Source organism: Streptomyces sp. B8-7 (genome assembly GCF_058833805.1).
In genome coordinates this window covers 246,482-267,053 of the sequence record NZ_JBYRRL010000003.1, presented here as the reverse complement: position 1 = coordinate 267,053, position 20,572 = coordinate 246,482, and the positions used below count along the sequence as shown (strand labels likewise).

General features: G+C 74.7%; 17 protein-coding genes and 1 pseudogene. 3 read left to right on the top strand and 15 right to left on the bottom strand.

Going from position 1 to position 20,572, the window contains the following annotated elements; all coding sequences use genetic code 11:
• Positions 1-180: 180 nt before the first annotated feature.
• From AC5K6T_RS16515 to AC5K6T_RS16465, 11 genes and pseudogenes are all read right to left on the bottom strand, one after another.
• Positions 181-1,032 carry an endo alpha-1,4 polygalactosaminidase gene (locus AC5K6T_RS16515; RefSeq protein WP_493209782.1) on the bottom strand — a complete coding sequence of 284 codons (852 nt, stop codon included), beginning with the start codon at positions 1,030-1,032 and terminating at the stop codon, positions 181-183.
• 261 nt (positions 1,033-1,293) lie between these two features.
• Complete coding sequence (locus AC5K6T_RS16510; RefSeq protein ID WP_493209780.1) at positions 1,294-1,866, bottom strand: TetR/AcrR family transcriptional regulator; 573 nt, start codon at positions 1,864-1,866, stop codon at positions 1,294-1,296.
• Positions 1,863-2,225 (bottom strand): DUF1304 domain-containing protein, encoded by a 363-nt coding sequence (locus tag AC5K6T_RS16505; RefSeq protein ID WP_493209778.1) that lies wholly within the window; start codon positions 2,223-2,225, stop codon positions 1,863-1,865. The genes AC5K6T_RS16510 and AC5K6T_RS16505 overlap by 4 nt, the downstream gene beginning before the upstream one ends.
• A 107-nt stretch (positions 2,226-2,332) precedes the next feature.
• The gene (locus tag AC5K6T_RS16500; RefSeq protein ID WP_493209777.1) at positions 2,333-2,950 is read right to left on the bottom strand and encodes a response regulator transcription factor; all 618 of its coding nucleotides are present in this window, start codon (positions 2,948-2,950) and stop codon (positions 2,333-2,335) included.
• Positions 2,947-4,170 carry a sensor histidine kinase gene (locus tag AC5K6T_RS16495; RefSeq protein ID WP_493209775.1) on the bottom strand — a complete coding sequence of 408 codons (1,224 nt, stop codon included), beginning with the start codon at positions 4,168-4,170 and terminating at the stop codon, positions 2,947-2,949. The genes AC5K6T_RS16500 and AC5K6T_RS16495 overlap by 4 nt, the downstream gene beginning before the upstream one ends.
• A 3-nt stretch (positions 4,171-4,173) precedes the next feature.
• Positions 4,174-4,914 carry an ABC transporter permease gene (locus AC5K6T_RS16490; RefSeq protein WP_493209773.1) on the bottom strand — a complete coding sequence of 247 codons (741 nt, stop codon included), beginning with the start codon at positions 4,912-4,914 and terminating at the stop codon, positions 4,174-4,176.
• A complete protein-coding gene (locus tag AC5K6T_RS16485; protein ID WP_493209771.1) occupies positions 4,911-5,864 on the bottom strand; it encodes an ABC transporter ATP-binding protein in 954 nt (317 codons plus the stop codon). The genes AC5K6T_RS16490 and AC5K6T_RS16485 overlap by 4 nt, the downstream gene beginning before the upstream one ends.
• Before the next feature lie 337 nt (positions 5,865-6,201).
• A pseudogene (locus AC5K6T_RS16480) lies at positions 6,202-7,100 on the bottom strand (DMT family transporter); the annotation flags it as partial.
• A 12-nt stretch (positions 7,101-7,112) separates the two neighbouring features.
• Positions 7,113-7,973 (bottom strand): SDR family NAD(P)-dependent oxidoreductase, encoded by an 861-nt coding sequence (locus AC5K6T_RS16475; RefSeq protein ID WP_493209769.1) that lies wholly within the window; start codon positions 7,971-7,973, stop codon positions 7,113-7,115.
• Between the two features lie 103 nt (positions 7,974-8,076).
• Positions 8,077-10,206, bottom strand: coding sequence for a PP2C family protein-serine/threonine phosphatase (locus AC5K6T_RS16470; protein WP_493209767.1), 2,130 nt, complete (start codon positions 10,204-10,206; stop codon positions 8,077-8,079).
• A 480-nt stretch (positions 10,207-10,686) separates the two neighbouring features.
• Positions 10,687-11,163, bottom strand: coding sequence for an RrF2 family transcriptional regulator (locus tag AC5K6T_RS16465; RefSeq protein WP_493209766.1), 477 nt, complete (start codon positions 11,161-11,163; stop codon positions 10,687-10,689).
• 106 nt (positions 11,164-11,269) lie between these two features.
• Between AC5K6T_RS16465 and AC5K6T_RS16460 the strand changes: the two genes are divergently transcribed.
• Together AC5K6T_RS16460 and AC5K6T_RS16455 are read left to right on the top strand one after the other, a co-directional pair.
• Positions 11,270-12,001: an SDR family oxidoreductase gene (locus AC5K6T_RS16460; RefSeq protein WP_493209765.1), complete on the top strand. Its 732-nt coding sequence runs from the start codon at positions 11,270-11,272 to the stop codon at positions 11,999-12,001.
• A gap of 405 nt (positions 12,002-12,406) precedes the next feature.
• Positions 12,407-12,898 (top strand): Gmad2 immunoglobulin-like domain-containing protein, encoded by a 492-nt coding sequence (locus AC5K6T_RS16455; RefSeq protein ID WP_493209763.1) that lies wholly within the window; start codon positions 12,407-12,409, stop codon positions 12,896-12,898.
• Positions 12,899-13,129: 231 nt separating this feature from the next.
• Here the strand turns inward: AC5K6T_RS16455 and AC5K6T_RS16450 are convergent, their stop codons facing one another.
• Positions 13,130-13,807: a response regulator transcription factor gene (locus AC5K6T_RS16450; protein WP_493209761.1), complete on the bottom strand. Its 678-nt coding sequence runs from the start codon at positions 13,805-13,807 to the stop codon at positions 13,130-13,132.
• Positions 13,804-14,937 carry a sensor histidine kinase gene (locus tag AC5K6T_RS16445; RefSeq protein WP_493209759.1) on the bottom strand — a complete coding sequence of 378 codons (1,134 nt, stop codon included), beginning with the start codon at positions 14,935-14,937 and terminating at the stop codon, positions 13,804-13,806. The genes AC5K6T_RS16450 and AC5K6T_RS16445 overlap by 4 nt, the downstream gene beginning before the upstream one ends.
• Positions 14,938-15,386: 449 nt before the next feature.
• Between AC5K6T_RS16445 and AC5K6T_RS16440 the strand changes: the two genes are divergently transcribed.
• Positions 15,387-17,555: an MMPL family transporter gene (locus AC5K6T_RS16440; protein ID WP_493209757.1), complete on the top strand. Its 2,169-nt coding sequence runs from the start codon at positions 15,387-15,389 to the stop codon at positions 17,553-17,555.
• Between the two features lie 287 nt (positions 17,556-17,842).
• Here AC5K6T_RS16440 and AC5K6T_RS16435 read toward each other — a convergent pair whose 3' ends face one another.
• Both AC5K6T_RS16435 and AC5K6T_RS16430 read right to left on the bottom strand, forming a co-directional pair.
• Positions 17,843-18,916 carry a hypothetical protein gene (locus tag AC5K6T_RS16435; protein ID WP_493209755.1) on the bottom strand — a complete coding sequence of 358 codons (1,074 nt, stop codon included), beginning with the start codon at positions 18,914-18,916 and terminating at the stop codon, positions 17,843-17,845.
• A 698-nt stretch (positions 18,917-19,614) separates the two neighbouring features.
• Entirely contained in the window at positions 19,615-20,451 is an 837-nt protein-coding gene (locus AC5K6T_RS16430) for an undecaprenyl-diphosphate phosphatase (RefSeq protein ID WP_493209753.1), read from the bottom strand.
• Positions 20,452-20,572: the final 121 nt, after the last annotated feature.

The window sequence follows — 20,572 nt, the reverse complement described above, 5'->3', positions numbered from 1 at the left end:
GCACCGACGGGGCCACGGCGGCCGAGGCCGCGATACCGGTCCGGGCGCCGCGTCCTCGGGCGGGCGGGCGGCCGGTGCCGGTCGCAGGGCGATGGCGCCGGGCCGGTCGTCGCGGCCCCGGACGGGTATCGTCGCCCGCCCGGCGGGGCACCGGCCTCACCGACGCCCGCCGGCCCGGCTTCAACAGGTGCGGAAGACGTGGTCCTCGGTGCCCCGGGGGGCGACGTCCAGGTCGCGCAGGACGACGGACAGCGAGGTCCCCCAGTCCGAGCAGGCCTTGTCGAAGCCCTCCTCGGTGTACTCGATGACGAAGACGCGGTCGGCGTAGGCCTCGGCGAACGCGTCGCACTCGTCGTACTGCCCGCACTCCTCCACGACGGCGAAGTCGAAGCCGGTCTTCTCGTGCCCGGCGAGCATCCCGGCGGTGTTCTTCTGACCGAAGGCCAGCCCGGCGGCGTGTGCCCGGTCGGCCAGCAGCCGGGCGAACGCTGCGTTGTGCGCCCTGGTGAGGCGGCCGCCGGACCGCTCGTGGGAGTCGAGGTTGTCCGCCTCGACCGCCTGGAAGCCGCTCTCGGCGCAGCCGTCGATCCAGTCGCCGACGATCTCGCCGAGTTGTCCGCGCTTGTCCTCCGAGGACGTGTCCAGCAGTGCCTCGCCCCAGTCCTCGTCCATGACCGCGCGCTGGTCCTTGTCGTGCAGCACCAGGCCGGGATGGTTCTCCTCCCACCAGTCCTGTGCGTCGGGCTGGGCCTGGAAGGCGTTCACGTAGCAGACGTTGTACAGCCCCTCGACGGGCTCCGCCGACCGGTCGCGGGAGACGGCCGCCACCCCCTTCGCGGGGGCGTACGGGCCGCCGATCTGATAGTCGAACGTCATGTTCGCCGTGGGGCGCGTCACCTCCGCCTCGTCCTCGCGGCCGCCGAGGACGTCGGACAGGGCCAGGCCGGCCGCGAGCAGCGCGGTGGCGCATGCCGCGGCCAGGAGGACCGCGCCGGTGCGGCGGCGGGACGGTACAGCGGGGGGCTTTGACACACCATCTCCTGTGCAGGAACCGAACGGTAGTCGACCGTAGCGGATGGCGATCGCGGTCCCGCCGCCGACCGGTCGGACCGCGGACGAACGGGGCGAGGACCCGGCCGGCACCGTCCCCGCTGCCGGCCGGCCCCGCCCGCGGTCTCCTCGGCGGCCGCCCCGGCGAGGCGGCCCGGCGCGGCGGGCCCCGGTGCGGACCGCGCGGGAGACCCGCCGGGCGGGCGGCGCACCGGGTCGCACCGGGCGGAACCGGCGGGAGAGCTACCGCTCGGAGGACTCCGCATCGAACGGGGTGCGGTGCAGGGAGATCAGCAGACGCCAGGCGTGGGAGGCCAGTTCGTCGGGAGCGGCATGCAGCAGGCCGTGCAGCCAGTCCGCGAGCAGGGCGGTGAAGGTGGCGGCCACCGCGGTGCCGACCAGGCCGGGGTGCGGGGCACCGGCCAGTTGCCGTTCCGCGCTGCTGCGTTCGCGCAGCTCACGGTGGAGAAGGCTGCCCAGCGGACCGGTCCCGCCGGGCAGCAGCAGCGACCGGTAGACCGGTGCGTGCCGGTCCACCTCCCGCAGGAAGGAGCCGAGAGCGGGGGGAGGGCTCGCCGGGTCGGGGGCGCCGCGCCAGGCGTGCAGGGCGTCGACGGCGTCCCGCACGATCTCCGCGCAGGCGTCCACGGCGAGTGCCTGGAGATCCTCGTAGTGCAGGTAGAAGGTGGCCCGGCCGACCCCGGCCCGCCGGGCCACGGCCGCCACGCTCACCTCTGCCAGCGGCCGCTCGGCGCATTCGGCGAGCAGCGCCGACCGCAGCCTTCCGCGGGTCCGTTCGCTCCGTACGTCGTTCATCCGGCCGCCAGTACCGCGGCGAGCGCCAGCGCCCCGGGCAGAGCCTGGGCGAGAAGGATCCGGCGGTTCGCGGTGGCCGCGCCGTAGAGGCCCGCCACGACCACGCAGCAGAGGAAGAACACCTGGACCCGGAACCCGGTCGGGTCGTCGGCGACCAGTCCCCACAGCAGACCGGCCGCGAGGAAGCCGTTGTAGAGGCCCTGGTTGGCGGCGAGCGGCGCGGTGAGTCTGGACGTCGCCGCATCGAAGCCCGACAGTCTGCGCCCCGGCGCGCGCTCCCAGAGGAACATCTCCAGCACCAGGATGTACGCGTGCAGCGCTGCGACGAGTGCCACCAGGAGGTTCGCCACCACCGTCATGCCCCGCCCCCTTCCGGCAGTGCCCACCCAGACTTTCTGGACGGGTGTCCAGAAAATATAGACGCCTGTCCAGGAACTCGCAAACGGTCACCGCCCCGCGAACGGGCTCAGAGCCAGCCCTTCTCCCGGGCGGTGCGCACGGCTTCGGCGCGGTTGCGGGCGGCGAGCTTCTGGATGGCCGTGGAGAGGTAGTTGCGGACCGTTCCCGGGGAGAGGTGGAGCCGGGCCGCCAGTTCGGCGTTCGTGGCGCCGGACTCCGCGGCCCGCAGGACCTCTCGCTCGCGGTCCGTCAGGGGATTCGCCCCGTCGGCGAGGGCCGCCGCGGCCAGGGCGGGATCGATGACGCGCTGCCCGTCGAGGACCTTGCGCACCGCCGCCGCCAGCTGAGCGGCGGGGGCGTCCTTGACCAGGAACGCCGAGGCGCCGGCCTCCATCGCGCCCCGCAGGTAGCCGGGCCGGCCGAACGTGGTCAGGACGACCATGCGGACCTCGGGCCGGGCGGACCGCAGAGCCGCGGCCGCCTCGATGCCCGTCATGCCGGGCATCTCGATGTCGAGGAGCGCGACGTCCACGTCGTGCTCGCGGGCCGCCGCCACCACCTCGTCGCCACGGCTGACCTGCGCCACGACCTCGATGTCCGGTTCCAGGCCGAGTAGCGCGGCCAGGGCCTCACGGACCATGGACTGGTCCTCCGCCAGGAGGATGCGGATGGGCTCTGAGGTCATGCCCGTGATCCTAGGGCGACCCTGGCGACCAGCCGGAAGCCGCCGCGGTCCCGGGCCGGGCCGGCCGACAGGCTCCCGCCGGCCGCCTGAAGCCGTTCGGCCAGCCCGGTCAGACCGTTCCCGGGCACCGCCGGGCCGTCCACGGCCACGGAGGCGGCCGCCGTCCCGCCGGTCCCGTCGTCCACGACGGTCAGTTCCGCGAAACGGCCCGAGAGGGTCTGCCGTTCGCCGAGGGTGACGGTGCACCGCCGGGCCCCGCTGTGCCGGACCACGTTCGTGACGCCCTCCCGCAGGGACCAGGCCAGCGCCGACTCGGCCTCCTCCGAGAGGGGCTCGGCAAGCGCCCCGGCCACGTCGGAGGGGAGGTCGCCGATCATCCCGGCGGCCGCCAGAGCCGTACGGGCGCCGGCCAGCTCGCCGGGCAGGGTGGGCCGCCGGTAGCCGCTCACCGCTTCCCGTACGTCGACCAGGGCCTGCCGGCTGACCTGCTCGATGTCGGCGACCTGCCGGGCGGCGGCCTGCGGGTCCGCCGGGAGCATCCGGCCCGCCAGCTCGCTCTTGAGAGTGATCAGGGAGAGGGAGTGGCCGAGGAGATCGTGCAGGTCGCGGGCGAGCCGCAGCCGTTCCTCGTTGGCTGCCAGCTGCGCCACCGTGGCCCGGGCCTCGCGCAGTTCGATCGTGGTGCGGATCATGGCGCGGACACCGACCATGGCGAAGCCGCCCATCAGAGCCGGGATGAGCAGGCCCGCGAGGTAGGCCTCCCCGCCGGGCACGGCGAAGGCGACGGCGGTCAGCAGCGCGGTGGAGCCCGGGACGGTCCAGCGGGAGTACTCCGCGGGCAGTGCGGCGCCGGAGGAGATCGCCACGTACACGAACAGCACGAGCCACTCGCGCCCCAGCGTCAGCGAGAGGACCGTGGCCTGCGCGGCGAGCACCGCGACGGACAGCGCGACCCGGAGCACCGGTACCTGCCGGGCCGTACGGAACACCAGCAGCAGATACCAGACCACGAAGGTGAGGAGCCCCAGAGCGCCCAGCACGCGCGTGCCGAGGGGGTGGCCGCCGCTGACGAGGTCGGCCACCGGCGCGCTCAGGTAGAAGAGCCAGACGCTGATCCAGAGTGCCTTCACCAGCTTCTGCCTGCGGGTCTCGGGCCGTCTGCCGATGCCGGGGAAGCTGCCGTCCGCGGCGCGGGCCCGGTCTTCCTGCGTGAGTGCCACGGGTCATGCCTTCAGTGAGTCCTTGCGGTACAGCCAGGCGGCGGCACCGGTGAACAGTACGAAGTACGCCGCCAGCAGCGCAATGTCCTCGGCCCGCGGCGCACGGCCCAGCTCGATGGCCTGGCCGAGTCCGGCGTAGGCGTGGGTGGGCAGCCGGTCCGCGACGGTCCGGAGCCACTGCGGGAAGTTCGCGGTGGGCATCCACAGGCCGCCGAGGATCGACAGGGCGAAGTAGACCAGCATCGTCACGGGGCGGGCCGTGTCGCCGGTGGCGAGGTAGCCGATGGCGACACCGAGCGCGGCGAAGACGAGGCTTCCGGCCCACACGGCCGCGGTCAGCGCAAGCCACTGCCAGGCGTCGAGGCGTACGTTCTTCACGCCGGCCGCCACGGCGAAGACCACCAGGATCGCGGGCAGGGAGAGCACGCCGGCGCCTGCGGTCTTGGCGAGTACGTAGCCGCGGCCGGGCAGGGGAGTGAGCCGCAGCTGACGGACCCAGCCCTGCTCGCGCTCCCTGGCGATGCGCTCGCCGTTGCCCATGAGCACCGCCGTGAGGGCCCCGAAGGACGCCATGGCGACCATGTAGTAGGCGGGCATGGTCAGTTCGGTGCCCATCACGCCGGCCGTTCCGTCGAGCGTGCCGCCGAGCATCAGGAACAGGGCGCAGGGATAGAGGACGGTGAAGAAGAGGTACTTCTTGTTGCGCAGGGAGCGGACGACTTCGAGCCGGATCAGGGTGTTCACGCGGAGTTCTCCTCGGTGAGGGCGATGAAGGCCTGCTCCAGGCCGAGACCGGCGACCTCCAGGTTGCGCGGGTAGAGCCCGAGGGCGTAGACGGCGTGGACGGTGGCGTCGGCGTCGGCCGACCGGAGACGGACCGTCGCGCCGTGCCGTTCGTAGCCGTCGAGGTGGGGCAGCCCGCGCAGTGTCCGGTCGTCGGCCGGCGCCGAGCCGGGGTCCAGATCGAAGGAGATCCTGCGGGCGCCTGCCCTGGCCTTGATCTCGGCGGGGGTCCCGTCGGCGAGGAGACGGCCCTTGTCGAGGACCAGGACACGGTCGGCGACGGCGTCGGCCTCCTCCAGGTAGTGGGTGGCGAAGAGCACGGTTCGGCCCTGCGCGGCCTGGTTCCGCATGGTCGCCCAGAAGGCGTGACGGGACGTCACGTCCATGCCGGTGGTGGGCTCGTCGAGGACGATCAGGTCGCAGCGGCCGACGGTGGCGAGGGCGAAGCGGACCCGCTGCTGCTGGCCGCCGGACAGCTTGTCGACCCTGCGGTCGGCGATCTCGAAGACGCCGGCGCGGTCCAGCACCTCGTCCACCGGGTGGCGGCGGGGGTGCAGGGCGCAGCCGAGGGAGACGAGTTCGCGTACCGTCACGTCCTCCATCAGGCCGCCGCTCTGGAGCATGGCGCCGACCAGGCCGCCGGTGACGGCTTCACGCGGGGTGGTGCCGAACAGCCGGACCGTGCCGCTGTCCGGCGGACGCAGGCCCAGCAGCAGGTCCAGGGCGGAGGACTTGCCGGCGCCGTTCGGGCCGAGGAGCGCGACCGTCTCTCCCCGGCGGAGCGTGAGCGTCAGACCGTCGACCGCGCGGACCGGTCCGTAGCTCCTGGTCACGTTCTCGAAGCTCACCACGATATCGGTGTCGGTGTCGGTGTCGGGTGGTGCGGTGCGTTCCGCGGCAGTGCTCGTCATGGCTCCACCCTCGCCCGCACCAGCGGCCGCACGGCAGTGTCGCCCGTCGTGGGTGCGGCATGACGGATGTCATGCCTCGGACCTGACGAGAAGCGGTGAGGCCGGTCAGCCCCGTCGATCCGCCGGAACCGCCGCCCGGTGAGCGCGCGGTGGAGTGTGGCGCGGGCGTGGTGGCGGCCTTTCGCCAGGACCGTGTCCCGGGGCGCCGTACGGTGCGCGTGCCGCGGCCGCAGGCGGCTGCGCTCCCGGCCGGAGGCGCTCGCCGGGGAGGCAGCCGCGATCCACCCGACGGGGGCCGTCGACGCGTCAGCGGGTGCCCCGTCCCGGTCCCGCGGTCGCGGCGTGAGCCTCGCACCCCCGGCCGGTCTGCGCCCGGCCGGACGTCCCGGTGTCCTGCCACCGAAGGAGCCCGGGCCAGCCCGACGGCCCCGGCGGCCATGAGCGCGACGCCGATCACCTCCGGGACCACCTGTGCGCCGAGGGTGATCTGCTCCCCGGACAGCGCGCTCCCCAGTGCCACGCTCACCAGCGCGTCCCCGAGCGTCAGGGCGGGCTGTGACGCGGCGAGGGAACCGGCCGCGAGCGCGCCCTGCAGCAGCAGGAAGGCGACGAGTCCGGTACCGACGGTGAGGTAGGGCCACCACGTTGTCAGCAGCCCGGCCGCGCCGTCGCCCGGCCTGCCCGCCACCTCCTTGAGGAGCGCGGCGGTGGCGGCGAACGTCACCGCCGACGCCAGCCCGAGCAGTGCCGCCCGCGGCGCGCCCCGGACCGTACGGGCGGCGGTCACCAGCACGACCACGGTCCCCGACACGGCCGCCGCGGCCCCCGGCCAGTGGCCGTCGGCGGCGGTCGGCCGGCCTGCGGCAGGTGCCGCCGCGAGCAGGAACGCCGCCAGACCCACCGCCAGCGCGGCGAACGCCAGCCAGGTCGTCAGGTCCGGGCGGCGGCGGAAGACCACGCCGCCGACGACGAGGGTGAACGGCAGCTCCGCGGCGAGCGGCGGCTGGACGAGCGACAGGCCGCCCACACCCAGTGCCGCCGCCTGCAGCACGGTGGACACCGCCAGCAGCCCGGCGCCGGCCGGCCAGAAGGCCGTCGCAGCAGCCGGCCGAGCCGGCGCGCGGACCGGGCCAGGCCGTTGCCCTCATCGGGCTCGTCGGCCGCCGCGCGTCGCTGCAGTACCGAGGCGGAGGCGTTGGACAGCGCCGCCAGAAGGGCCAGGACGACGGCGGCCACGTCGCGGGTTGCTCAGCCGAAGGCGGTGGCAAGCCGCCGGTACAGGGCCGGGGCGAGGCCCCGCAGCCGGACGGGCAGGCGCAGCCAGCGCGGCACGTAGACCTCGTCGCGTTCCCCGGACACTGCGGCCCACACGGAGTCCGCCACCCGTTCGGGGCGTATCGGCCGGGGCCAGGACCGCCGGTAGGGCATGCCGCGCCGTTCGAAGAAGGGCGTGTCCACGACGCCCGGCAGGACGAGGCCGACCCCCACACCGGTGCCGTGCAGCTCGTACCGGAGCGCGTCGGCGAAGGCGCCCAGCCTCGCCTTGGCCGCCGAGTACACGGCCTCCTCCCGCACGCCGACCTCCCCGGCCGGGGATCCGACGATCAGCACCCGGCCGGGGCCCGCCTCCACCCTGTGCGGCACCACCTGCCGCACCAGCCGGAGTGTGGCCAGGACGTTCACCTCGACGACCTCCCCCGGGGCGGCCGGGGGCATCGTCCGGGACTCCCCGGCCCAGCCGACGCCGGCGCAGGCCACGAGCAGGTCCAGGTGGCTCAGGCGGGCGAGCGTGAACCGGGTCGGACGCTGTTCGCTCCCGGGCCGGGCGAGGTCCGCGGAACGAGCAGCGACGAAGGACACGCTGTGGCCCCCGAAGAGGACGAAGCAGCGCGGGTCGGCGCGTCTGACCGTCCGGGCCAGGTCGATGGCCTCGGGGATGTTGGCCAGGTAGTCGAGGGACACGCCGAGCGCGTCGGGGCGGAAGCGGGTGAACTCACGGGCCAGTCGGCGCATGTCCGTCACCTGCAGGTCCACGACGCGTACGTCGTGGCCCGACGCCCGCGCGGCGCCGAGTCGGCACCGAGGGCGGCGGCAGGCGTCCCGCCGCACCGGGGCTGCGGGCGGGAGCGCCGGCCGCGCCGCCCTCTGCCGGAAGCGGCGCGCCGCATGCGACGGGCCCCGGGGAAGGCCGGTCCGACGGGCGGGGCGCCCCTCACGCGTCGGGCGGTGCGGTGGTGCGCAGCAGGAGCAGGGCGATGTCGTCGGTGTAGTGGGCGCCGGGCCGGGCGTGCCGGAGGAAGGTGTCGATGACGTGGTCGAGGCTGTCGCCGCTGTGCCGTCCGAGATCGCGGGCGAGGGCGGCGACCGTCTGCTCCGGGTCGGTCCCCGGGGCCTCGATCAGCCCGTCGGTGTAGAAGGCCAGGGTGGTTCCCGGGGGAAGCGGCAGGACGGTGAGGGGGTAGCTGAGGCCCGGGGCGATGCCGAGCAGGGGGCCGGGGGCGACCTCCAGGACACCGGGCTCCAGGCGGGGGCGGTGCAGGAGCGGCGGGGGGTGGCCCGCGCTGGCCAGGACGGCTTCCCGGTGGGTCAGGTCGAGGTGCGCGTACAGGCAGGAGACGAGCAGGTCCGCTTCCAGGTCGGCCAGCACCTGGTTGGTGCGGGCGAGGACCTGGTCGGGCGGGGCGCCGGCGGCGGTGTGCAGGGCGGTGCGGACCTGGCCCATGAGGGCGGCGGCCGCCACGTTGTGGCCCTGGACGTCGCCGATGACGGCCACGGCCGTGCCCGCGTCGAGGCGGATGACGTCGTAGAAGTCGCCTCCGATGTCCATGCCCAGGCTGGCCGGCAGGTACCGGGCGGCGGTCTGGAGGCCCGCCAGAGCCGGGAGGCTGTGCGGCAGGAGTGCCTGCTGCAGCCCGTGGGCGAGGTCGCGGGTGGCGTCGTAGAGGCGTGCGCGGTCCAGGGCCTGGGCGATCAGCCCGGCCAGTGACGTCAGCACGGCCCGTTCGTCCGCGCTGAAGGAGTGCGGCCGGTTGTAGGAGAGGATGCAGCAGCCGACGGGACGGCCGGAGACGATCAGCGGCAGGAAGGCCCACGCCTGCTTGTCGCTCATCTGCGGCGCCTCGGGGTAGCGGGCGGCGATCTCGGCGACGCTGGCGAAGAACGACGGGACGCCGTCGGCGAGGACCTGGCCGGCGGGCGTGAGGTCGGTGTCCAGCGGCAGGCCGTCGAGCCGGTCCATCGTCCGCCGGTCGTAGCCGTGATAGCCGGTGATCTTCAGGCGTCCCGCGTCGGCGGCGGACAGGACCAGGCCGTCGGCACCGAACGCGGGAAGCACCTGGTCGGCGACGAGGTCCACGACATCGCGGACGCCGACCGTCTCGGTCAGCGCCGCCGCCAGGTGCACCAGCTGGTACAGCCTTCCGGTGTGGGCGACGCGCACCGGTGTGCCGGGCCCGGGCACGCGGACCGGAAGGGGCTGGGCGGAGTCGGCCGCGCCGGCCCGCACGATGCGTGCGCTGATGCCGCTCGCGTCGGGGTAGAGCCGGAAGGTCAGCCAGGTGTCCGGCGGACGCAGCGCGGTGAAGGTGACCGGGTCGCGGCTGATGACGGCGGTGCGGTAGTGGTCCTCGGCCACCATGTCGTCGAGCCAGGGCAGGGACTGCCAGGGCCGGGTGCCCAGCAGCCGGCCGGCGTCGAGGCCGAGCAGGGACTCCGCCGCCGCGGTCACGAAGACGATCCTGCCGTGAAGGTCCATGCCCAGGGCGCCCTCGGGCAGGCGTTCGACGTAGTCGGCGGCGGCCTGCGGCGACTGACCGCTGTGCGGGTGGGTGACCGCGGCGGTCGACGTGAGACGTGGCCGGCCCCGGACGGGAGGCGGCTGCGGAGCCTCCTCGATCACGCGGGCGATGCGGCGGGCGGCGGAGCTGATGTGGCTCCGCTCGCGCACGGTGGCGTGGGCGGGATGGCTGGCGGGCCACAGCAGCAGCAGCGCGCCCCAGCACCGGCGTCTGCCCTGCAGGGGGGCGGCCGCCAGGGCGAACCGGTAGGGCAGGCTCGCCGCGGCCTGCGGGTAGGAGCTGGCCATGGCGGCCTGGGATCCCACCCACACCAGGCGGTCCTCGCGAACGGCGTCGCTGACCGGGACCGCGGTGCTCAGCGGAACCCGCCGCCAGGGCCATGCCGCCTCCACCGGAACGCCGCACAGCACCACCAGGTCCTGCGCCTGGGCCGGCTCGTCGAGCAGATAGATCCCGCCCGCCGAGGCCCCGCAGCGGCGGACACTGTCCGCGAGTGCCTCGTCCAGCAGCCGGCCGCTGTCGGGCCTCTCATCGGGGCCGGACACCGCACATCCCCCACGGCGACGAGGTGCGGCGGGTACGGCCGGGGGCACCCGGAGCCGGCGCGGTCCGGGCAGACGGGTGCGATCCACGACCCGGAGCCCGGCCGGGCAGGACCGCCGGGGTGATGCCCGGACACCGGCGACACCCGTCACCCATGTGCCGATGCTACGCCGAAACCCGCACGCCCGGTCGGCACGCCCGGTCGGCACGCCCGGTCGGCACGCCCGGTCGGCACGCCCGGGCCGCAGCGGGCCGCCGTCGGCCTCGTGGGGCGGCCCGGACTCCCGCGTCCCGCGTGAGCCGTCCCACGCGCCGCTCCCGCGTGAGCCGGCGTCTTCGCCCAGCCCGCAGCACGCAGCCCGCGCCCAGCCCGCAGCCCACGGCCCGCAGCCCACGGTCGGCTGCCTCTCGGTGCACCCGGCCCCTCTCCGTGCACCCCGGTGCACCCCGGTGCACCCCGGTGCACCCCGGTGCACCTCGGCTCATGGCCGGTTCAGCCAGGCACCGACCCTCGGCAGGGTCTCGGGCCCCGTGTCCCGCTCGACCGACGCGGTGAGATCGGCGATCGTGACAGCGGCCAGCGAGGCCCGCCACGCCGCGTCAGCGGCATCCATCGCCCGGGCGATGGCGCACGCCTTCGTGCACTGCTCGGGCGGCGCCCCCAGGGGGCCGCGCTGGCGGATCTCCGTGCACACGAAGGCCGGACTCGCCCCGTCGACGGCCTGCACCACGTCCAGCAGGGAGACGTCCTCGGCCTTCCGGGTGAGGACGTACCCGCCGGTCTTGCCCTGGACCGAATGCACCAGCCCCGCACGCGACAGCGCCTGCATCTGCTTGGCGAGGTAGCTCGGCGACACGTCGTGCAGCGCGGCCAGCCGGGCCGCGGGCACCGGCTCGCTCGCCGCGGTGAGCACCACGCAGCAGTGCAGCGCCCATTCCACGCCCCCGGACAGCTTCATGCCGCCGCCTCCTTTACTCAGACACAGAGTATCTGAGTATGATCTCGGACAAGAGATATCCGAGTTAGCTGCCGGAAAGCGCTCGGCTCGCACCGGAAGGCACACCATGAAGATCACCGTCATCGGCACGGGCCTCATCGGCTCCCGGCTCGCCGCCAGCCTCACCGCCCAGGGCCACGACGTCACCGCGGCGTCACTGTCGTCGGGCGTCGACCTGCTCACGGGTGCCGGTCTGGACAAGGCCCTCACCGACGCCCGCACGGTCGTCAACGTGACCAACTCGCCCACCTCCGACGAGAGGTCGATCGAGTTCTTCCGCACCACGGAGGGCAACCTGCTCGCCGCCGGCGAGCGCGCCGGGGTGCGCCACCAGGTCGTGCTCTCCATCGTCGGTGTGGACCAGGTGCCGGAACTGGACTACTACCGCGCCAAGCTGCTCCAGGAGGAGCTGCTGCGCGGCGGCCCGACGCCGTACTCGATCGTGCGCGCCACGCAGTTCTTCGAGTTCATGGAACCGGTCATGTCGTGGACGTCGGACGACACCGCCGTACGACTGCCCGCGACCCCGCTGCGCCCCGTCGCCGCCGCGGACGTGGTCGACGCGCTCGCCGACGTGGCCACCGGTACGCCGCTCGACGGGATCCTCGACGTGGCGGGGCCGGACGTCTTCACCCTGGACGAGATCGGCCGGATCACCCTGGCCGCCCGCGGCGACGAGCGGCCCGTCGTCGTGGACGACCGGGCCGGACTGTTCGCCGCCGTCCGGGGCGACGTGCTCACCCCGGGCCCCGACGCCCGCCTGGCCCCCACCCGCTACCGGGCCTGGCTGGCCGGCTGACCGCCGCCGGGCCGGCCGCCTGCGACGGGTGCACCGCCGGACCGCGCCGGGGGCGGTGTGCCGGTCCGAACCCCGGGCGGCGACGGGGCACCGGGCCGGGCGGTGCCCGCTGCGGAGCACGGGCGGCACCGCTCGCCGGCAGGTCTCGGACCACCCGGCCGGCGCCGGGAGCGGGCTGAGGGCGACCACGAGCGGCAGCCCGCCTCTCGGCCTCGGCGACGGACCGGGACGCGAAGGCCGGCCGGGGGCCGGAGGGTGGCCGGCCGGCGTCCCGCCGCCCCGGCCCGCGCCCCGGCAGAAGCCGCACACAGGGCCGAACTCCGCCTTGACACCGCACCGCCACCCGTCAACGGTGGACGGGACGACCTGGACGTGCACCGTGCAGCCGCGCGCCGTGGAGGTGTGATGACCAACCGCATCGACCAGCCCCGGGAGTTCGACCTGGTCGGCAGCCCCGTACTGATCGGGGGCGTCGGAACCGGCTTCGAGGCCGGCCTGAGCTACCGCGTCGGCGACGGACACGACGAGGTGACCGGGCACTTCCAGGTCGGCGGCGGAACCGGCGAGCACGGTCAGTTCCAGCTCCGGGTGGACGTCCTGGGCGCGAGCTTCCGGCTGGACCGGCTGTTCGTGGAGGTCTTCGAGATCAGCGCCGCGGACGGCAGCGAGATCCACAAGGTCAGCGTGCCGGTGGTGTACGCCCCGCGCATCGTCCGCGGATACGTCGGCTACCGCGAGCACACGGTGCGGCGCGGAGAGACCCTGTCGGCCATCGCCGAGGCCCACTACGGCAGTCCCGCGCTCTACTCCCGCATCGTGCGCGCCAACCCCACCAGGATCGAGGATCCCGACATGATCTTCCCCGGGCAGGTGCTGCGGATTCCCGTCGGCACGTGAGCCCGCCGGGCCGCGCACCCGCCGCCGGGCCACCCGCGCCACGGCGCCCCGCCGCGGCCGCCTGAGCGGACCGGGCCCGCCGGCCGCCGGCCTCGCGCCACCGGCCGGGCTCCCCGCCGCCGGGCCGCCGTCGGCCGACGGCCCGGCTCCGCCATGCTCACGCCGGACGGGTCAGTGCCCGCGTCGTACGGGCTCCGCCGCGCCCACGCCGTACGGGCTCCGCCGCCCGCGTCAGTGCCCCACGTCGTGTCCGCCCGCCTCCACGAGTCCGCTCTCGTAGGCGAAGATCACCACCTGGGCGCGGTCCCGCAGGCCCAGCTTGGACAGGACGCTCGACACATGCGACTTGACGGTGGCCGGACCGATGCGCAGCCGGTCGGCGATCTCCGCGTTGCTGGCGCCCCGGGCGACGGCCACCACCGTCTCGCGCTCCCGGTCGGTGAGCCGCCCCAGCCGTCCGGCCACCGCGGGATTGACCGTGCGGCCGCCCGCGAACCGGCCGATGAGGCGCCGGGTGATGGACGGCGCGAGCAGCGCCCCGCCCTCCGCCACGGTGCGCACGGCGTCGCCGAGCTGCTCGGGAGGGATGTCCTTCAGGATGAACGCGCTGGCACCGGCATGCAGCGCCCGGTACACGTACTCGTCCGGGTCGAACGTGGTGAGGATGAGGACCCGCACGTCCCAGTCGGCCAGTTCCAGGATCCGGGACGTCGCCTCCAGCCCGTCCATCTCCGGCATGCGGATGTCCATCAGCACCACATCGGGGCGGTGCAGCCGGGCAGCCTCGATCGCCTCGATCCCGGTCCCGGCCTCCGACACCACCTCGATGTCCGGGCATACCCGGAGAATCATCGCGAAGCCGCGGCGCACCAGCGCCTGGTCGTCGGCGACCACCACACGGACACTCACCCCGAAGCCCCTCCCACCGGCAGCCGGGCCGCCACCCGGTACCCGCCCCCGGGCCGCGGTCCCGCGTCCAGGGTGCCGCCCAGCAGCAGCGCACGCTCGCGCATGCCCACGATGCCGTGTCCCGCCCTTCCCGCGTGGGCGAAGGCCGGACCGGAGCGCGCCGCCGGGCCCCGTCCGCCGTCGCAGACCTCCACCGTGATGTCGCGGCCGCCCGGTTCGCCGCGCACCCGCACCTCGGCTCGGGTCCCGGGACCGCTGTGCTTGAGCACGTTGGTCAGTGCCTCCTGCACGATCCGGTACACCGACAGCTCCACATGAGAGGGCAGCCCCGGCCCGCACTCGTAACCGACGTCGACCTCCAGGCCCGCCTCACGGACCTGCTGCACCAGCCGGTCGAGGTCAGTCAGGCGGGGCTGGGGGCCGAGCCCGTCGCGGCCGGTGTCCGGCCTCAGCACCCCCAGCAGGTGCCGCAACTCGTCCAGCGCCTGCCGCCCGGCCTCCTCGACCGCCGCCATCGCCTCGCGTGCGCCCTCGGGGTCGGTGGCTGCCACCACCCGGGCCGCACCCGCCTGAACCGTCATCATGCTCACCCGGTGCGCCACCACGTCGTGCAGCTCCCGCGCGATGTGGGTGCGCTCCTCGGCGACGATCCGCCGGGCCTCGGCCGCCTGCTCCCGGCGAAGCCGCGCGTGGCGCTCACCCCGCAGCCGCAGCCGCCGCCCGACGTACCAGGCGCCGGCCATGAACACGACCCCGAAACCGATGTCCCCCCAGGGGGCCGGCCGCAGCAGACCGTCGAGCACCACCGCGGCCGCCGCCGCGGCGACCACCGCCGAGGCACCCCGGCATCCCCTCGGTGTCTCCGGCGCGTACCGTCCCGTGCTGTAGAGAGCCACCAGCATGCATCCGCCCGCGGTGGCGAAGTCGCTTCCCAGCGTGGGCGCCCAGGAGACGAGCACCGCCACCGCCACGGCGAGCGGCCTCCGGCGGCGCCAGTAGAGCGCACCCGCGGACACCGCGAACAACGGCACGACCACCACGGGCACATCGGTCAGCGCCCGCAGGCCGACCGCGTCGCCCGGCTCGTCCTGCACGAACGTGGCGAGCAGGAGCAACACGGCCGCGAGCACGCCGTCGGCCGTCCGCGGCCACCGGGTGAAGGGCCCGCGGAACCCCCTCGGCACGGCGGGGGCCGCCGGTTCCGCGGCGCGGCTCGCGGGGTTCGTCGTCGCTCCGTCCAAGGCCTTCCCCGTTCCTCCGCGTTCCTCCGCGTTCCTCCGCGTTCCTCCGCGTTCCTCCGCGTTCCTCCGCGTTCCTCCGCGTTCCTCGGCGCGCGCCGGGCAGCTCATCGTAGGACCGGGCCACGTGCGCGGTCACCCGCCTGTGGGCGGAGGAACGCCTCCCCCGTGAGGCGGAGACGGGGCCGGTGCGGGTCCCGCCGCGGGCCGGAGCGCGAACCCGTCCGGCGGCGGGGGACGGCGAGGCGCCCGGCACCCACGATGGAGGTGCTCACGCCCCGGCCGTCCGCACGGCACCGTGCGGACGGCCGGCGACCCCTCTCACGGGAGCCCACACAGCCATGAACCGATTCACCCGCCGGGTCGGCGACGCGAGCGCGCGCCGCCCCCGGGCCACCGTCGCCGCCTGGGCCGTCGCCCTCCTGCTGCTCCTGCCGCTGGCGGCTGTCGCCGGCGGATCCTTCGCCGACGACCTGGCCGCGCCCGGCAGCCAGAGCGAGCGGGCCATGACCCTGCTCGAGGAACGCTTCCCCGAGGCCTCCGGCGGTACGGCCATGGCGGTCTTCGCCGTCCCCGAGGGGCAGCGGCTCCAGCCGCACCGCGCCGCGGTGGACGCGGCGGTCGCCCGGATCGCCGCGGCCGAGCATGTCGCCGCCGCGGAAAGCCCCTTCACCGCGGGCACGGTCTCCTCCGACGGGCGCATCGGCTTCGCCCGGATCTCCTTCGACGTGCCCGCGACGGACGTGGACCCGGCGCAGATCGAAGCCCTGGCCGAGGCCGTCGCACCCGCCCGCGCGGACGGCGTCGTCGCCGAACTGGGAGGCGACGCCGTCTTCATCAACGCGGAGACGGAGACCTCGGGAGCGGAGGTGGCGGGTCTGCTGGCCGCACTGGTCATCCTGGTTCTCGCGTTCGGCACGCTGGTGGCCGCCCTGGTGCCGGTGGTGCTGGCCCTGGTGGCCGTCGCCGCGGGCCTGGCCGGCATCGCCCTGCTGGCGGGCGTGCTGGACGTGTCCGCCGCCGCCCCCACCATCGGCGCCATGATCGGTCTGGGCGTGGGGATCGACTACGCCCTGTTCATCGTGGCCCGGCACCGCGAGAACCGCGCCGCCGGCCGGGACAACGCCGACGCGCTGTCCGACGCCATGGCGTCCTGCGGTGCCGCCGTGCTCTTCGCCGGCGGCACCGTCGTCGTGGCGATGGGCGCGCTGGCTCTGACCGGCCTCAGCTTCCTGACCACCATCGGTCTGAGTACCGCTCTGGTCGTCGTGCTGGCTCTGGCGACCGCCCTGACCCTCCTGCCCGCACTGCTGACACTGCTCGGCGAGCGGGTGCACAGAACCGGGCGTCTGCGGCGGCGCGGACGCCCGGTGAAGCGGGCCGAGGAGACCGCCTGGTGGCGCTTCGCCCACCGGGTGTCGGGCCGGCCGTGGCGCTGGCTGCTCGCCGCGTCGGCCGTCCTGCTCGCCCTCGCCGCCCCGGCCCTGCGCATGGAGACCGGCTTCCCCGACGCGGGCGACGACGCCCCGACCACCACCCACCGCCGCGCCTACGACCTGCTCGCCGAGGGGTTCGGCCCCGGCTTCAACGCCCCGTTGCTGATCGTCGCCGACCTCACCCGGCCGGGTGCCGGGGCGGGGGACATCCCGGCGCTGTCCCGGCGGATCGCGGCCGACCCCGGCATCGCCTCGGTGGGCGAGCCCCTGACGTCGCCGGCCGGGGACACCGTGGTACTGCCCTCGCTGCCGACCACCGCCCCCGCCGACGCCGAGACCTCCCGGACCCTCGACCGCGTCCGCGACACCGTGCCCGACAACGTCTCGGTCTCCGGTCTGACGGCCATGACCGACGACCTCACCGCCCAACTCGCCGACACTCTGCCGGTCTTCATCGCCGCGATCCTGGCCGCCTCGTTCCTGCTGCTGATGACGGTGTTCCGCTCCGTCGTCCTGCCGCTGAAGGCGGCGGTGGTCAACCTGCTGTCCATCGGCGGGGCGTACGGGGTCGTCGTGGCCGTGTTCCAGTGGGGCTGGTGCGGCTTCCTGTTCAACCTGGAGAGCACCTTCCCCATAGCCTCGCCCATGCCGACGATCTTCTTCGCGATCCTCTTCGGCCTGTCCATGGACTACGAGGTGTTCCTGCTGTCCCGCGTCCGCGAGGAGTACGAGGCCACCGGTGACACCCGGGAGTCGGTGGCCCGCGGTATGGCCGCCACGGGCCGGGTGATCACCTCAGCGGCCCTGATCATGGCCGTGGTGTTCCTGAGCTTCGTGGCCAATCCGTCGCCGCTGGTCAAGATGATGGGGCTGGGCCTGGCCACCGCGATCGTGCTCGACGCCACCCTCGTCCGCATGGTGCTGGTGCCCGCGGCCATGGCCCTGCTGGGCCGCGCCTCCTGGTGGCTGCCGCGCCCCCTGGACCGCAGGCTGCCCCGCGTCGCCGCCGAGGACGGCGAGCCCGGCGCCCGGGACGGGAGTCCGCTGGTCGGCAGCACGCACGGAAGCGGCTGACCGGGAGCCCGCTCGCGCCGGTCGCCGCGACCGGGGTGCGGCCCCGTCTGCCGGCCGGCTCCCGGCGGCGGACGCGCCGGCACGACGCCCGGCCCGGGACGGCCACGGGACGGCCGTCGTCCGGCCGTCCCCCCGCTGCTGCCCACCCCTCGTTCCCGGCCGTGTGCGGGCGGTCCCTCCGGCGACGGCGGCGGACCACAGCGGTGCGGCGGAGCCGGTCGTCTCCGCCGCACCGCGCCGGGGCCCGCTCCGGCTCCGCCGGGCGGGCCGCGACGCCGGTGGTGCGGCTATCCGCGCACGGCGTCCGTGCCCGGCGCCGGCCCGGGCCGGCCGGCCGGGCGGTCCTCGGGCGCCGTCACCCGCAGCTGCCGCAGCAGACCGCCGTAGTCCTCGTCGTCGTCACTGATGAAGATCGGGAAGGAGCCGGCGACCAGGCCGACGCCCTCCACCTTGAGCCCCGAGCTGCGGGCCAGCAGCTGCGGCCGCGCCGGGACCAGCTCCGCGCCGATGGGGCCGCCCGGGCGGATCCTGGCGGCGCGGTAGACGGCGCTGTCGAACGGGCCGAGGTCCCCCGGGTCGTAGGCGGACGAGATGTACACGTTGCCCTCGTCGTCGATGTCCATGCCGGAGGCGGGACGGGCCCCGGGCGGCTGGGTCGCGGTGAACGGGACCGACACCCACTTCCTGCCGAACGTGATCCGGCCGCCGCGGCTGACGGACAGACGGGTCATGTGGACGAGGGTGGTGTCGCTGCCCTCCGCCCGCTCGGCGTACACGAAGTAGTCGTGCCCGTCCACGGTGGCGACGGCGGTGGCCTCGACGTTGACGAGCGGCCGGGGCGTCCTGGGCCACGGCACGGAGCCGGCGATCCTGACGTGCAGGTGCCGGTCCCACCTGGCCAGATAGATGGTGGGGTCGGGATCGTCGCCGTCGGCGTTGCTCTCCACCAGCAGCGCCTCGTGGCGCCCGGGCACCCGGGCGATGCTCTCGAGGTCGTTGGGAATGCTGGGGAAGTCGACGTCGAGTTCCCTGACGACGATCCCGTCGGGGTCGACCGGGGTCCGCACGATCGACAGGCGCGGCAGATCCCGCTCGGCATCGTTGTCCCGGGTGTCGTGGCAGACCAGGAAGACCTGCTGCGGCTCCTGGTCTCCCCCCGGTCTGCGCCGCGTCGCGAGCCAGGCGATGCCGCTGAACTCGCGAGGCGCCCTGATCTCGCTGTGCCCCGTGGCGGGTACCTGCTCGGACACCGGGGCCCGGGAGGTGCCCGGGGCGCTCTCGACGCCGCAGGCCGACAGCGCGAGCAGGTTGAGTCCCGCGACCGCGGGCAGTAGACGGCGTGTCAGGAACCGACGTGGCATCACTACTTCGTCCTCCCGTTGCGCAGGCAGGAGCCGCCTGCCGACCTGGTCCGGTCCGGACGCAACGTACGGCATGGGCCGGCGGGCGCACCGGCAGCGCGTCGGCGTTTCGGAGGACCGGCCGCGAACGTCACCGGATCAGCAGCCGGGCCGTGGCGGGCGGGCCGGCCGCGGCGGGTCGCCGCCGGCGCCGCCCGTCCCGCGATCCGCCGTCCCCGCTGATGCGGTGAGACACGTGGACATCCTTGACACCGGCGGACCCGGCGCGAGTGATCCGGCCGAACTGCCCGGGCGGGCCCCTCATCGGACAGCACGCGATCCCACCCGGGCGCATGTGCCGGAGCGACGCTGACAGGGTGCGCCGACGTCACCGATCAGGCAGGTCAGGTCACCTTCGACCGCGCCGAACCCGGGCGTCCGGCCCGGTTCGGGCGCGAGGCGCTCGGCAACGTCGTGCCGCCGCCCCCGTCGGATGGGGTGCGAGGGACCGGCACGCGGACTGTCAGGGAGGGGCCAGCGAACCGGGAGTGGTCGCGGTGCACTCGGACGTGCTCATGCGACCAGCCCCAGCCGGCCGAGAGCGCGGCGGGCGGGGACGTGCGGCGTTGCGGAGCGCGTCACCCTCACCGAAGTCGATTCCGAGGGCTGCCGCGGGCTGCGGTGACACCGGCGGCCCGCTCCCGGACGGGCCCGGAAGGTCAGGCGTGCAGCACGCCGGTACCCAGCAGCCCGAACAGGAGCACACCGACCGCGATCCGGTACGCCACGAAGGCGTTGAAGGAGTGCTTCGCGACGAACCTCAGCAGCCAGGCGATCGAGGCGTAGGCGACGGCGAAGGAGACCGCGGTGCCGACGGCCAGCGGGAGCGCGCCGACGCCTGTACCGAGGGCGTCCTTCAGTTCGTACAGGCCGGCTCCGGTCAGGGCGGGGATGCCGAGGAAGAAGGACAGACGGGTGGCGGCGAGGCGCTCCAGACCGAGCATGAGGCCGGTGGCCATCGTGGCGCCGGAGCGGGAGAAACCGGGGAAGAGCAGGGCAAGGATCTGGGAGGAGCCGACGAGCAGGGCGTCCTTGAGGGAGGTGTCGTCCTCGCCGCGCTTGTGGCGGCCCGTCCGGTCGGCCGCCCACATCAGGCCGCTGCCGATGACCAGCGAACCGGCCACCACCCACAGGGAGGCCAGCGGCCCCTCGATGAGCGGCTTCGCCGCGAGCCCGACGACCACGATCGGGATGGTCGCCCAGATCACCCACCAGGCGAACTTGTAGTCGTGGTGGTAGCGCTCCTCGCGGTCGGCCAGCCCGCGCCCCCACGCGGAGACGATCCGCACGATGTCCTTGAAGAAGTACAGGAGCACCGCGGCGATGGCGCCGACCTGGATGACGGCGGTGAACGCGACGACGGACCCGTCGTCGACGGGAATCCCCATCAGCCCTTCGGTGATCTTGAGGTGGCCGGTGGAGGAGACCGGCAGGAACTCCGTCACCCCCTCCACGACGCCCAGGACCACGGCCTGCCCGACGCTGATCGCGCTCACGTGCCTTCACCTTCGTTCGACGGCGGCGCCGGTCGTCCGGCGCCGCAGGAGAACAGGGAGCGCCCCGGGCAGCCCGGCCCGCACGGCTGCCGGCGGCAAGGCCCGCGTCCGTCTCGTCCGC

Coding starts and splice junctions, on each gene's coding strand:
- AC5K6T_RS16510 (WP_493209780.1), bottom strand. CDS start 1,866: ATGAACGACGTACGGAGCGAACGGACCCGCGGAAGGCTGCGGTCGGCG.
- AC5K6T_RS16505 (WP_493209778.1), bottom strand. CDS start 2,225: ATGACGGTGGTGGCGAACCTCCTGGTGGCACTCGTCGCAGCGCTGCAC.
- AC5K6T_RS16500 (WP_493209777.1), bottom strand. CDS start 2,950: ATGACCTCAGAGCCCATCCGCATCCTCCTGGCGGAGGACCAGTCCATG.
- AC5K6T_RS16485 (WP_493209771.1), bottom strand. CDS start 5,864: ATGACGAGCACTGCCGCGGAACGCACCGCACCACCCGACACCGACACC.
- AC5K6T_RS16465 (WP_493209766.1), bottom strand. CDS start 11,163: ATGAAGCTGTCCGGGGGCGTGGAATGGGCGCTGCACTGCTGCGTGGTG.
- AC5K6T_RS16460 (WP_493209765.1), top strand. CDS start 11,270: ATGAAGATCACCGTCATCGGCACGGGCCTCATCGGCTCCCGGCTCGCC.
- AC5K6T_RS16455 (WP_493209763.1), top strand. CDS start 12,407: ATGACCAACCGCATCGACCAGCCCCGGGAGTTCGACCTGGTCGGCAGC.
- AC5K6T_RS16440 (WP_493209757.1), top strand. CDS start 15,387: ATGAACCGATTCACCCGCCGGGTCGGCGACGCGAGCGCGCGCCGCCCC.
- AC5K6T_RS16435 (WP_493209755.1), bottom strand. CDS start 18,916: ATGCCACGTCGGTTCCTGACACGCCGTCTACTGCCCGCGGTCGCGGGA.